This window comes from Lacipirellula sp., assembly GCF_965279485.1.
In the GTDB taxonomy this organism is placed as follows: domain Bacteria; phylum Planctomycetota; class Planctomycetia; order Pirellulales; family Lacipirellulaceae; genus Lacipirellula.
In genome coordinates this window covers 1718295-1731710 of the sequence record NZ_CBDIIC010000001.1, presented here as the reverse complement: position 1 = coordinate 1731710, position 13416 = coordinate 1718295, and the positions used below count along the sequence as shown (strand labels likewise).

Below are 13416 nucleotides of genomic sequence, written 5' to 3'. Positions count from 1 at the left end.
GAATCGTCTGCTCTTAAATCCCGCTCCGCCCAGGCTAAAATTCGCGGCATGCCCGACGACATCCAACAGCAACTCGACGCTCTTCGAAGTGAAATCCGGGCGCACGATCGCGAGTACTACGTCGACGCGACGCCGACGATTACTGATCTCCAGTACGATCGGCTGCTCAACCGATTGAAGCAACTTGAAGCGGATCATCCGGAACTCGTGACGCCCGATAGCCCGACGCAGCGCGTCGGGGACGCGCCGATTCCGGAACTGAATTCGGTCGTCCATCGCATCCCGATGATGTCGATGGACAACACCTACAGCCTCGAAGAGCTGCAGCAATACGGCGAACGGATCGCGAAGCTGCTTCCCGGCGAGGAGGTCGGCTGGGACGTCGAGCTAAAGATCGACGGCGTGGCGATCTCGATCGTTTACGAAAACGGCTTGCTCGTCCAAGCGGCGACGCGCGGCGATGGCCAGACCGGCGACGACGTCACCCACAACATTCGCACGATTGCCGACATCCCGTTGCGGCTCGCGGGCGACGAGATTCCGCCACTCGTCGAGATTCGCGGCGAGGTTTACATGACCAACACCGATTTGGCTGACATCAATGCTAAACGGCAGGAAGCGGGGCAGAAGCTTTACGCCAACACTCGCAATACGGCGGCCGGCGCGGTGCGGCTGCTCGATCCGCGGCTAGCGGCGCAGTTGAGGTTGCGCTTCTTCTGTCACGGCGTCGGCTACAGCGAAGGGCTTACGGCGGAATCGCACTCGGAGTTTCTCAAACTCGCCCGACAGTGGGGAATCCCCGTGACGCCGCTGGTGGAGCGGTTTGATAACTTCGCCGCTGCAGCGGCGCACTGCGATTCGATGATCGCGCGGCTGCATGAGTTTGATTTCGAAGTCGACGGCTTGGTGATGAAGGTCGACCGTTTTGACCAACGGGCTCAGCTTGGCACAACGAGCAAGGCTCCGCGGTGGCTGGTCGCTTACAAGTTCGAAAAGTACGAAGCGACGACGAAGGTCAACAACATCTTCATCACCGTCGGGAAGAGCGGTGCGCTAACGCCGACGGCCGACCTCGAACCAGTGCAAATTGCCGGCACGACGGTGAGCCGTGCTGGCCTGCATAACATCGAAGAGATCGCGCGCAAGGACGTTCGCGTCGGCGATACTGTCATCGTCGAGAAGGCGGGGAAGATTATTCCGCATATCGTCCGCGTCGAAAAGCATCTTCGGCCAGACGATGCCATGCCTTTCGTCTACCCAACGCATTGCCCAGAGTGCGGCAGCGAGTTGGAGAAGGATGAAGGGGGCGTCTTTATTCGCTGCCTCAATCCTGCTTGTCCCGCGCAGCTAGGGCAGCGGCTCCTTTACTTCGCCAGCCGTTCAGCGATGGATATCGAGGGGCTCGGCGAGAAGCTGGCCGAGCAACTCATCGCTGAAAAATACGTCGACGATTTGGCGGACCTGTATGCCCTTACGGTCGAGCGACTTACGCAACTCGAACGGATGGGAACGAAATCGGCGCAGAATCTGGTCGACAACATCGCCGCCAGCAAGTCCCGTGGGCTCGCGCGAGTGCTGAATGCTCTCTCGATTCGCCATATTGGCGTCCGCAGCGCAGCCACGCTGGCGGGCTATTTCGGCAACATCGACGACATGCTCGCGGCGACGGTGGAAGAATTGGCCGCCGTCGAAGACATTGGCCCGATCATCGCCGCCAGCATTCACGACTTCCTGCACAACGAGGCCGGCATGCGCGCGATTGACCAGCTGCGTGCGGCTGGCGTTGGCATGACGGCGCCAAAGAAGGAGCGTGCCCCCGAGGGCCCGTTGACCGGCAAAACGGTTGTCGTCACGGGCACGCTGGAAAAATATACCCGCGAACAGATCGAAGAACTCATCGAAGCCCACGGCGGCAAAGCGGGAAAGAGCATCAGCAAAAAGACGGCGTATCTGGTCGCCGGCGCCGAAGCGGGCAGCAAACTCGCGAAGGCCGAGTCGCTCGGCGTGCCGGTCATCACTGAAGAAGCGTTCGAGCAACTCATCGCCGGCGAACCACCCGCGTAGCGCTTTTTAGCCCCCGGTTCTTCAAACCAGGGGCCGCTTGTTGCGCCAACGAGGTCGGGGGCCTTTTGCCACGACGGTCCCACCACTGAATGGACGATCGCCTGTGGCAAAAGGCCCCCGACCCCTTCCTCGCATCTTCATCACGCCCAATCAACGCCATGACGCCCCCCGCCAACCCCGCCGGCGAATACGTCGCTGAACCCCAACTCACCGACGCCCGTCGCGCGGAACTGATCGCGATTGTCGAGCAAGCGCCGCAGCGATTGAGTCAGGCGGTCGCGGGGCTCAGCGACGAACAACTCAACGCAAAGTACCGCAACTGGTCGATCCGCCAGATCGTCCAGCACATTGCCGACAGCCACGCTCACAGCTATATCCGCTGCAAGTGGACGCTCACCGAGGAGCAGCCGCTCATCAAAGCGTATGACGAGAACCTATGGTCGGCGCTTCCAGACGCCCGCAACGGCGATGTCGCTGCGCCGCTGGCGATGCTCGCCGGCGTCCACCAGTGTTGGGTGCAGCTACTACGCATGATGACGCCCGCCGATTTCGCTCGCAGCTTCAACCACCCCGAGACCGGCAACGCGGTAGTTCTCAACGACGCGCTCAGTTACTACGCCTGGCACGGCCGGCATCACACGGCGCAAATCGCATGGCTGCGCGAGCAGCATGGCTGATAATCGCAGGATCCGTGAATTGTTCGCTTCTCGGCGTTTCGGCCGGTAGAATAGCCAGTATGTCGCTTGGTTTCCGGTTTGGAGCGTTCCATGCTCGCCGATTCCCCAATTACGATCAACTTTCCATCGCAGCCAAGCTTCGGCTAGCGAGAGAAATCTGGAACGACATCGCCGCTTCCAACGAGCCATTCCCTATCGAAGCTTGGGATCGCATGGAACTGGAGCGGCGAGTCGCGGAGGCGGAAGCCCACCCGGAAGAATTGCTGACTCTCGAAGAAATGTGGCGTCGCGTCGACGAGACGCGTGGCTAACACGCTGCGATTCAACCGCCGCGTTCCCGACGATATTCGTCAGGCAGGCGCCTGGTACGCGCCATTGTCGGAGCCAATCGGCGAGCGTTTCAAAGAGGCGCTTGAAGAGACGTTTGAGCTCATCGCTGCTTCGCCGCACGCGATGGCCCTGCTGTTCGCAGATCTCGAACTGCGAGCCTGGCAAGTGCCGAGCTTTCCGTGCATCGTGCTGTATCGAATCGATGGAGCCGCCATCGTTATCGAAGCGATGTGGCATGCGGCCAGCGATCCGGTTGGTTGGCGGACTCCTGCAAGCGACGAGTAGAACCCGCGTCACGCAAGTACTATTCCGCCAAGCGCCCCGTCGACTTGCGCACAATGAGATCCGCCCCGACGCGGATCGTCGTCGGCGGGCTATCGAACATCTCGCCGTCGAGACGGTCAAGAATCAACTGAGCCGCCCGCCGGCCGATCTCTCGCGGCCGTTGCCGCATCGTCGTCAGAGCGGGCCGCAGCGTGGCGGCAAAGTCGAGATCAGCGAAGCCGATAATCGATAAGTCGCGCGGAATCTCTAGGCCCAGTTCCGCAGCCGCCTCGTACAGGTAGAGGGCCTCGTGATCGGTGACTGCAAAGACGGCCGTTGGCCGCGGCGTCTGCGACAGGATCTCGCGAGCCACTTCCAGGCCGTCGGTGCCCCAGGGGTTGAGCCGGCGGCTCGTCACTTCGACGCCGCACAACTCCTCGACGGCTTGCTCAAAACATTCACGGCGCCGCACGGCCCATGCTTGCCAGGCCGCTTCGCGCGATGATAGGCAGGCGATCCGTTTGTGCCCCAAGCTAATTAGGTGCTCGGCCACCGCACGCGCGCTCGCTGCTTCATCGGTCTCGATCGAGTCAGCGATTTGATCTTCTGAGTATTCGTGATCGATCACCGCCACGGGAACTTTCCGCTCTAGCAGTTCGCGGAAGTGATCGTAGTAGGCGACCGCAAACGATGGCCACAGAATCAGCCCGTCGACGCGGCGATCAAGCAATCGGCTGATTTGCTTAAAACCTTCGTCTTCGTCTTTCTCGAAGTGGGGCATCTCCTGGCAATCGCCGACCCAGACCGTGATCGGCAAGTAGTCCGCCTGAGCGAGCACCAAGTGAATGCCCGCCAGCACGTCGACCCAGAACGAGTCGAACGGCGGAATCATCACGCCGATGGTGCGGGTGCGGCCGGTTTGCATGCCGCTAACAAGTAGGTTGCGCCGCCAGCCAAGCTCTCGCGCTGCTTCGAGCACGCGATCGCAAGTCTCTTCGCCGAAGCGTTGCCGCTCGCCGCGGAGAATGCGCGACGCGGCGCTCAGCGAGACGTTGGCCTTCGCCGCTACATCTTTCAAACGCGGAACTTGCGAACTAGCCATATCTCATTCCCCTCCCTCGCAGGGAGGGGCCAGGGGAAGGATTCCCGACCCGACTCTCGACTCGCGCGATCTGAACCGGCGGTTGTCTCCGGACGCGACCGCAACGCTCCGGTGAACTGCCGCCGCACAACTACTTGCATTTTCCGCCGCCAAATCGCCGCTTCAAGCCTCTACTATCTCGACCGCAGGCGCTAGCAGCAATCGTCCGTTTTCGCTGCTTCCGAATTTTCCGCTGTTAAACTAGTTGAACGATTCTGACCCCGTAGCTAAACTTTGAATTGGCGGCGACGAAGCCGCTGCGCGCCTCCCGCCCGGCAAGTGGGGCATCGCGAACGGGGCTCCTCCACGGATTCCGACGCAGTTGCCGAGGACTGGGGCACGCCACCGGACTCCTCATCTTCCACAGGACTTTCCTCGGATGGCCGACCAATTCTCTCCCGTCAACGCTGGCGGAACCGCCTTGGCTGCTCACAAGGGGCAGGCAACCAATCGCGGTAAGCTGGCGGCCGCACCCGCCATGCCTTGGCAAGAGCGGCCGGCCGGATCGAAAGACGTCGTCTGGCGGCATTCCGCGAATCCTGTGATCGGCCGCCGGCCGTTGCCCGATGTTCTCGGAATCTATAACAGCGCGGTCATTCCGTTCGGCGACGGCTTCGCCGCGGTGTTCCGTCTGGAAGACCGCACTCGTTTTCCGCGGCTGCACATGGGCTGGAGCGATGACGGCCTGCAGTGGCACATCGAGCCGACGCCGATTGCCTTCAAGAATCGCCCCGGCGACGGTGATGAGGTTTCCGACTACGCCTACGACCCGCGCGTCGTGAAGATCGAAGACAAGTACTACATCACGTGGTGCGGCGGCACGAACGGCCCGACGATCAGCGTCGCCACGACGACCGACTTCCAAGAATTCACGCGGCTCGACAACGCCTTCCTGCCGCACAACCGTAACGGCGTGTTGTTCCCGCGGCGGATCGACGGCAAGTATTTCATGCTGAGCCGCCCCAGCGACAACGGTCATACGCCGTTCGGCGACATCTACATTAGCCAAAGCCCGGATATGATCCACTGGGGCAAGCACCGCAAGGTGATGGGCCGCGGCGGCGACGAGCACGGTCTCTGGTGGGAGCGGACGAAGATCGGCGCCGGTCCCGTTCCGATCGAGATCGAAGAAGGCTGGTTGATGATCTATCACGGCGTGATGGATACTTGCAACGGCTTCGTTTACCACATGGGCGCTGCGATTCTCGATCGCGACGAGCCGTGGAAGGTTGCTTACCGCTGTAGCAAGATCCTGCTGGCGCCGGAGGCTGATTACGAAGTTTTCGGTCATGTGCCGAACGTCGTGTTCCCGGTAGCAGCGCTCTGCGATCAGGAGCAAGATCGGCTGGCGGTTTACTACGGCGCCGCTGATACGGTGACTTGCCTCTGCTACTCGCGGTTGAGCGAGTTGATCAGCTATATTAAGGAAAACTCGCTAGTTTTCTAATGGCAGCCTCGGGCTCTGCCCGGGGGTAGGTTTGAAGTACGCTGCACGTTGTGTAGGGGCGACGCGACCCCCGGGCGGAGCCCGGGGCTAGTGGAATTTCTCTTCGTTCGATCTCATCAGCGGGGCCGAGACTGTGCGCCTGCATCTGCTCGATATCTCCATCCTCCTCAGCTACTTTGTCGCCACGATTCTGATCGGGCTGTGGGTTTCGCGGCGCGGGAGCAAGGATCTCGATTCGTACTTTCTGGGCGGCAAATCGCTGCCTTGGTACGTGCTCGGCGTGTCGGACGCCTCGGGGATGTTCGACATCAGCGGCACGATGGTGATGGTCTTCTGGCTGTTCGTCTACGGACTGAAGAGCATCTGGCTGCCGTTCGTGTGGCCGGTGTTCAATCAAGTCTTCCTGATGATGTTCCTCAGCGCTTGGCTCAGACGCTCGAACGTCCTGACTGGCGCCGAGTGGATCGAGTTTCGGTTCGGTCGCGGCTTGGGGGCGAACTTGGCTCACCTGAGCGTCGTGCTGTTCGCGGTGCTGAACGTCATCGGCATGCTCGCCTACGCGTTCAAAGGCATCGGCAAGTTCGCCGAGCGGATGCTGCCGTGGGATCTGCAGTCGACGCTGGCCGGGTGGGCGCCCTCGCTCTTCTCGACCGACCCCGCGGCACTGCTCAGTAACGAAAATCTCTACGCTCTCGTCATCCTGCTGCTGACGTCGCTCTACGCCATCAAGGGCGGCATGGTCAGCGTAGTCATCACCGAGGTGATGCAGTTCTTTGTGCTGACGATCACCTCGGTGATCATCGGCGTCACGGCGATCTATAAAGTTTCGCCGGAGATGATTCAAAAGGCTGTGCCCGAGGGCTGGTTGAGCCCATTCTTCGGCTGGGAACTCGGCCTCGATTGGAGCAACCTACTGCAGCAGGCGAACGAGGTCATTGAGCAGGATGGCAACGAACTGTTCGCCATCGCGTTCGGCCTGATGTTTTTTAAAGGCGTGCTTGCCAGCCTCGCGGGGCCGGCGCCTAACTACGACATGCAGCGGATTCTCGCCACGCGAACGCCGCGCGAGGCATGCCTGATGAACGGCATGGTCAACCTCGTGCTCTACTTTCCGCGGTACATGATGATCACCGGCATCACGGTGCTGGCGGTCGCCTTCTCGATGGAAGAAATGCGGTCGTTGAAGGCGGACCAGTTTGAAGAGTTGCTGCCAATTGTGCTGACGCGGCACATTCCGGTTGGCGTCGTCGGCCTGCTGCTCGCGGGACTGATGGCGGCGTTCATGTCGAACTTCGCCGGCACGCTCAACGCCGCGCCGGCGTATATCGTGAACGACGTTTACAAACGCTTCATCAACCCCGACTGCACGCCGCGGAGGGCCGTGTCGCTCAGCCGCGTCGCCTCGATGGCTGTGTTGGCGATCGGCATTGCATTCGGACTGTTCACGACGCGCATTACCGACGTGATGATGTGGATCGTCGGCGCCCTCTACACGGGCTACGTGATGGCCAACGTCCTGAAGTGGTATTGGTGGCGGTTCAACGGCTACGGCTACTTCTGGGGGATGGTCAGCGGCATCGGCGCCGCGATGATCGCATCGGAAATCGCTGGGCAAGCGAGCGTGAAGGCGTGGTTCGTCGAGCATGTCGGCAACATGAACGCCCTCTACCTCATTCCGCCGATTTTGTTAGCGTCGGCGATTGGTTGCCTAGCAGGAACGCTGCTCACACCGCCGGAAGACGAAGAGACGTTGCTGAACTTCTACGTGAAGACGCGGCCTTGGGGGGCCTGGGGACCAATTCGAGAGCGGGCGATCGCGACGATTCCTGGCTTCGAGCCGAACCACGACTTCCGCATCAATATGTTCAACGTCGCGATCGGCATCGTCTGGCAACTCTGCCTGACGGCGCTGCCGATCTATGTCGTGCTGCAGCAATGGAATTGGGCGATTCCTGTCGCTACGATGCTCGCAGTGACGAGTTTGACGCTCAAGTTTACCTGGTTCGATCGTTTGGAACACGATCCGCCGGCGGTTCGCACCGCCTAGCGTGCAGGCCGCTCGGAGATGGCCTAACACGCTTGGCGATGCTGAATCCGTTCGACGCGCATCGCTATCGTCGGCGCTGCTTCCAGCTTCTCTAGCACGTCGGCTCTCACCGACGCCTCCATTCCCAGCAACCGTAGCGCTGCGGCATGCTGCCCCGCAGCCGCCAGCGTACGGGCCAGGAATCGGAGATCTTGTACAGCCCGCGCCACGGCTGCAGCGACTTCAGGAGCAAGAGGCTGGGGCATGACGCGGGTTCCTCGGGCACTACTTATTCGACTCTCGTCGGGGAGCTGTTTCCCGTGACCCCTTCGCTGGTCACTTCGTCTCCCATTAGCATTTACGAGTCAATCATCCTCTTGGATATTACAAACTGGAAAGACCTGGCTGCGGGTTAACGCGAAAACCCTCGGAGCGACCGCAGTCGCCCCGAGGGCCGTTTACTTCAACAGTGAGTTTCTAAGCCGTTAAGCTCAGAATTCCTCGAACCCGTCGTGACCGGCGCCGGCGCCGACCAGTTCGAGCTCTTCGACGCGACGGCTCGCAGGCTTCGCGGCGGTCCGCTTGGCCGGCTTGCTCGGCGTCGAGTAGGCCTGAGCCGTTGCCTGCGGGGCATAGCTCGTCTTCTTCGGAGCCTGCTTCACATCGCGGTTCAGGTTGAACTGAGCCACGACCGACTGCAGCTGCTCGGCTTGACCCGAAAGGGCCACGGCGGTGCCGCTCATCTCTTCGGTTTGCGAAGCATTACTCTGAGTTACCTGATCCATCTGAGCGACCGCCTTGTTGATCTGCTCGATGCCGACCGTTTGCTCACGGCTGGCAGCGGCAATCTCCGCGACGATGTCGGTCACCCGCTTCACGCTGGTGACGATCATGCCCAAGGTTTCGCCCGACTTGTTCACCAGCTCCGAACCGGTCTCGACCTTCTGCACCGAGTCTTCGATCAAGCCTTTGATCTCGCGAGCGGCGGTGGCCGAACGCTGAGCCAAGTTGCGAACTTCGCCGGCGACGACCGCGAAGCCACGACCTTGTTCGCCGGCACGAGCGGCTTCGACCGCGGCGTTGAGGGCAAGCAGGTTCGTTTGGAACGCGATCTCGTCGATCGTCGTGATGATGTCGGCAATCTTCCGCGACGAGCGGTTGATCTCGCCCATCGCGTCGACCGCTTGAGCCACCACGGCGCCACCCTTTTCGGCCGTTTCCCGCGAGCTGTTCGCGAGTTGGTTGGCCTGGTCGGCGTTGTCGGCGTTTTGGCGAACCGTCGCCGTGATCTCTTCCAGCGACGAAGCCGTTTCTTCGAGGCTCGAAGCCGATTGCTGGGCGCCCGAGCTCAGCTGTTCGCTCGCCGCGGCGAGTTGCTGTGAAGCCGAAGCGACGCTGTTCGAGATGTCGTCGACTTCGACGATCGCACGGGTGAACCAACGCGAGATCCATGCAGCCATGCCGAGGCCGAGCAGGACGTTGATGCCAAGCACCGACAGCGTGACCATGCGGCCGGTCGAGTAGGCGACCAGCGCCGTCGCGGCTTCATTGTTGCAGCCGGTCCGGTTGATTTCGAGCTCTTTGGCGATCGACGCGCTCAACGCTTCGCGCGATTCAAAGAGCGGGCCCAGCAAGATTTTGTTCGCTTCGTCGCGATTGTCTTCGTCGACCAGCTTGATCAGCGAGTCAGTTTGGGCGAAGTAGGTGTTCATCTTGCCCTTAAGTTCGTCGAGCACCTGCTTTTCTTCGGGAGACGCGCAAAGCTTCACCAACGCATCGTAGTTGGCTTGAATCTTCGTCGTGAAATCAGCAAGCGACTTCTTGCACGCGGCACGATCTTCCGGAGTGGTGACCGTGTACAGCTTGTAGGTCTGCACGCGGTGATCCGAGGCGTTCGTATTCATGACGTTCGTTTCAGCGCGGGCGGGAATCCAGTTGTCGTTCAGTTCGACGACGCTGGAGTTCAGCGAGGCCATCTTCAGGATGGCGATCGTTCCCATAATGCCCATCAACAACAGCAGAGACATGAACGCAGCGAACAACTTCGCTCCAACGCTCAAACGAGTAAACCAAGCCATAGTAAATTCTCCCCCACGACGCCGCTGCCGGCGTCTTGAAAATAGATAGGAACAGTTCCTTGAAAGATTTCGACAGCAGGACGACTAGGCCGCCGTTGCTTCAGCTTCGATCAGCGCTTCGACGCCAACCAACCGCCCGGTATCGAGCAGCATGACGATCCGCTCGCCCAGCTTCCCCATGCCGGTGATGCAGGAGGTGTCGCCCGAGGTCGCCAATTCCGGCGGCTCGGCGATCGAGTCGGTCGGAATGTTGAGCACGTCCGACACGGTGTCGACGACGAGGCCCACCACCCGATTGCCGACGTTCACCACGATGATGCAGGTGAACTGATCGTATTCCTTCTCGGTCATCGCGAAGCGAGCGCGAAGATCGATGATCGGCACCACCGTGCCGCGCAAATTCATCACCCCGCGCACGAACGACGGTGCGTTCGGAATTGGCGTGATCTTCGAAAACCCTTTGATCTCCTGCACGCGAAGAATCTCGATTCCGTATTCTTCGTTCTGCAGGGTGAACGTCAGGAACTGGCCGTTCTCCGACGTCTTGTCTCCTCCCCCACTGTCTAGTTCTTGTCGCATATCACCATTCCCCTGGTTGACCGGAGTCGACGTTGTCGCGTTCGACGTCCGCACAACTGGCGAAACCGAATTCGCCTTGCTGCGGACTACCCGTTCGACTCTACGGCAGTCCGCAAAGACTAGGTTGCGTCTGCATGAAGCCGGTCAAATCCACCATGCGGAGATGTGCGTCTTTAGAACTCTCGCTTTAGCTGCGGGACATTGCCCCCAGCGGCTGGCGGAAGGCCACGTGCAGAACTCGCAAAAACCGTGGAGCGAGGAGGCGCCGCTGCCCGAAAAGCGGTTTTGTGCATCGCGATTGGATGGCCAATGCCGCGTGCTAAGAGAACTCCAAGGGGCGTAGCGGACGCTTTGGGATTAATTGGCGGCGATTCAGTAGAGCCCTGATGATACGCCCCACACCAGCTACATTGGCTGTGCACGGAACATCGCGCTCGCCTAGGAGCTGCCAATCGGCCGGCACGACTTCCGACAGCGGCTGGAGTAGCTGATCGATTTCGCCGGCGGCGCTCTCACGAAAATCGACAAGTTGTTGGCGACCGAGACGAACACCGGGGCGAAAATCATAACTTTTGGGCTCCGACTCCGTCGTTTCTTCCCAGTTTTGTTGCTGAAAAGGGCCGTCTGCTTCGGTACGATTGCAATCTGCTGCACGTCAGCGAATTCGACGCAAATTTCCTGACGGCTACAGAACTCATCAGCGATCGCAGCGTTCAGCGTCGTCGACTAGCCAAGCGACCACTCAAGCGGCATTCAACACCATGCGATTTGCATTCGTCGCGAGCGCGACCTTTCTGGGGATCTCCTTGTTGGCGGGTGCCGCATGCGCAGAGCTGAGCGGTTTTATCAAAGCTCGCGGCGACCAACTCTTCGACGGCGACAAGCCGTTCCAATTCATCTCGTTCAATATACCTAATTTGCAGCTGATCGAGGATAATTTCGCGCCCGACGCCGAAACGGCTTGGCGGTGGCCGAACGAGTTTGAATTGAACGATGCTCTCGCGTCGGTGCGACAACTTGGCGGAACCGTTGTGCGAACCTACGTCCTGAGCGCGCGCCGCGAAGGTTCCGACATGGGCGATCACGTCTACGTCCGCGGACCCGGCAAATTCAATGAGGAAGCGTTCCAGTCGCTCGACCGCGCGCTTGAAGCGGCGAATCGCCAGGGCGTGCGGCTGATCATTCCGCTCGTTGATAACTGGAAGTGGCAGGGAGGCATCGCCGAGTACGCGGCCTTCCGCGGGTTGCCACCCGAGGCGTTTTGGACCAACGAGCAGTTGATCGCCGATTTCGAAGCGACGATCCGCCACGTTCTTACCCGCGTCAATTCCCGCACCGGCGTCGCGTATCGCGACGATCCGGCGATACTCGGTTGGGAAACCGGCAATGAGCTCGACGCCCCGCCCGAGTGGACCGCGCGGATTGCAAAGTTTATCAAGTCGCTCGATCGCCATCACCTCGTGATCGACGGCTACGCGCTACATGGCGTGCGCGAAGAATCGCTCGCCGATCCCAACATCGACGTTGTCACGACGCACCACTATCCCAACGTCGGCAACGGCGACTACATCCCGCCGATTCGCGCAGCCCGGGCGAAGGCGCGGGGCCGTAAGCCGTACTTCGTCGGCGAGTTCGGTTTCATTCCAACCGATCAAATCGCGGCCGTTTATGACGAAGTCATCGCCAACGGCACTAGCGGCGCTCTTCTCTGGAGTTTACGGTTCCATAACCGTGACGGCGGTTACTACTGGCATTCTGAACCGTGCGGAGAGGGATTGTATAAGGCTTACCACTGGCCCGGTTCGTCGACCGGCGACGCCTACAACGAGCGGGAAGTGTTGCGGCTGACGCGGACCAAAGCGTTTGAGATTCGCGGCGACCAAATCCCGCCGCTCGAAGCGCCGGAGGCGCCGGTGCTGTTGCCCATCGTCGACGTCGCGGCAATTTCATGGCGCGGCGGCGCCGGCGCTGCGACTTACGCCGTCGAGCGTGCGACCAATGCGGCAGGTCCCTGGACTCGCATCAGCGCTGGAGTCGATGACGCCGCCGTGCAGTACCGGCCGCTGTTTAGCGACGCTTCGGCTTTGCCTGGCCAGAGCTACTTTTACCGCGTGATCGCCAAAGGGAGCGGCGGCGAATCGCAGCCGTCGAACGTTGTCGGGCCCGTGGCCGTCAAGCAGTACACGCTTGTCGATGAAGCACGCGACCTCGCGCTCATCGCAGAGGTCGACGGCGAGGTCGTTCCGGTGAGCGCCGAAGCGCGTCGGCGTCGTGAAGACTGCTCGCGGCTAAAGCTCGCGCCCGGCAGTCGCGTGACATACCGAGTCGATGCGCCGATCAATTCCTGGCAGGCGGAGTTCTTCTTGTTGGGCGCCGACGCGACCGCAACTCAGGTAGCGGCAGAATGGTCTGTCGATGGCGTGGACTTCAAGCCGCTTGAGGCCGCGGCCGAACTTCGCGGGGCAGGGCCGACCGACGCCGACTACGGCTACCTACCGCGGCTCGAACTCAGCGCGGCGCAGCTTCCGGCCGGAGCGCGATTCCTCCGCTTGGCCGCCGAGACTGAGGTGGAGCTAGCTTGGCTAGAAATCCGTTACGGGACGCGTGCAGAGTCAGCAATCGGGCCTGCCCAAACGCCCGCGGTAAAAAAACACGACAGTCGGTAAAATCTGGTAGACACGCCGCGGCGAAGGCGGTAATATGCCGGCGTTCAACTATTTGAGCTAATTTCCTCGCGAGCTGCTCAAGTATTTGAACTACCCAGGCATCTCTTCACTATTCGAACGTAACGGCAGGCGGCCCATTCGCTC

At 60.7% G+C, this 13416-nt stretch carries 11 protein-coding genes; 7 read left to right on the top strand and 4 right to left on the bottom strand.

Going from position 1 to position 13416, the window contains the following annotated elements; all coding sequences use genetic code 11:
- Window positions 1-48 precede the first annotated feature (48 nt).
- The 4 genes from ligA to ACQY7R_RS07245 all read left to right on the top strand — a co-directional run bounded on the left by ligA (window position 49) and on the right by ACQY7R_RS07245 (window position 3356).
- Window positions 49-2064, top strand: a complete 2016-nt coding sequence (gene ligA / locus ACQY7R_RS07260) for an NAD-dependent DNA ligase LigA (RefSeq protein WP_428304926.1) — start codon at window positions 49-51, stop codon at window positions 2062-2064.
- Window positions 2065-2222: 158 nt separating this feature from the next.
- Window positions 2223-2741, top strand: coding sequence for a YfiT family bacillithiol transferase (locus tag ACQY7R_RS07255; RefSeq protein ID WP_428304925.1), 519 nt, complete (start codon window positions 2223-2225; stop codon window positions 2739-2741).
- 59 nt (window positions 2742-2800) lie between these two features.
- Window positions 2801-3052: an addiction module protein gene (locus ACQY7R_RS07250; RefSeq protein ID WP_428304924.1), complete on the top strand. Its 252-nt coding sequence runs from the start codon at window positions 2801-2803 to the stop codon at window positions 3050-3052.
- Complete coding sequence (locus tag ACQY7R_RS07245) at window positions 3045-3356, top strand: type II toxin-antitoxin system RelE/ParE family toxin (protein ID WP_428304923.1); 312 nt, start codon at window positions 3045-3047, stop codon at window positions 3354-3356. Before ACQY7R_RS07250 ends, ACQY7R_RS07245 begins: the two co-directional genes overlap by 8 nt.
- Before the next feature lie 19 nt (window positions 3357-3375).
- Here the strand turns inward: ACQY7R_RS07245 and ACQY7R_RS07240 are convergent, their stop codons facing one another.
- On the bottom strand, window positions 3376-4437 hold the full coding sequence (locus ACQY7R_RS07240; RefSeq protein ID WP_428304922.1) for a LacI family DNA-binding transcriptional regulator: 1062 nt from the start codon (window positions 4435-4437) through the stop codon (window positions 3376-3378).
- Between the two features lie 418 nt (window positions 4438-4855).
- Here ACQY7R_RS07240 and ACQY7R_RS07235 point away from each other — a divergent pair, with 418 nt between their 5' ends.
- Window positions 4856-5923, top strand: a complete 1068-nt coding sequence (locus ACQY7R_RS07235) for a glycoside hydrolase family 130 protein (RefSeq protein WP_428304921.1) — start codon at window positions 4856-4858, stop codon at window positions 5921-5923.
- A 133-nt stretch (window positions 5924-6056) separates the two neighbouring features.
- A complete protein-coding gene (locus tag ACQY7R_RS07230) occupies window positions 6057-7970 on the top strand; it encodes a sodium:solute symporter family protein (protein ID WP_428304920.1) in 1914 nt (637 codons plus the stop codon).
- 23 nt (window positions 7971-7993) lie between these two features.
- Here the strand turns inward: ACQY7R_RS07230 and ACQY7R_RS07225 are convergent, their stop codons facing one another.
- From ACQY7R_RS07225 to ACQY7R_RS07215, 3 genes are all read right to left on the bottom strand, one after another.
- Window positions 7994-8215 (bottom strand): hypothetical protein, encoded by a 222-nt coding sequence (locus ACQY7R_RS07225; RefSeq protein ID WP_428304919.1) that lies wholly within the window; start codon window positions 8213-8215, stop codon window positions 7994-7996.
- 225 nt (window positions 8216-8440) lie between these two features.
- Window positions 8441-10027 carry a methyl-accepting chemotaxis protein gene (locus ACQY7R_RS07220; RefSeq protein WP_428304918.1) on the bottom strand — a complete coding sequence of 529 codons (1587 nt, stop codon included), beginning with the start codon at window positions 10025-10027 and terminating at the stop codon, window positions 8441-8443.
- An 84-nt stretch (window positions 10028-10111) separates the two neighbouring features.
- A complete protein-coding gene (locus ACQY7R_RS07215) occupies window positions 10112-10606 on the bottom strand; it encodes a chemotaxis protein CheW (protein ID WP_428304917.1) in 495 nt (164 codons plus the stop codon).
- Window positions 10607-11367: 761 nt separating this feature from the next.
- Here ACQY7R_RS07215 and ACQY7R_RS07210 point away from each other — a divergent pair.
- Window positions 11368-13272: a cellulase family glycosylhydrolase gene (locus ACQY7R_RS07210; protein ID WP_428304916.1), complete on the top strand. Its 1905-nt coding sequence runs from the start codon at window positions 11368-11370 to the stop codon at window positions 13270-13272.
- The last annotated feature ends 144 nt before the right edge of the window (window positions 13273-13416 follow it).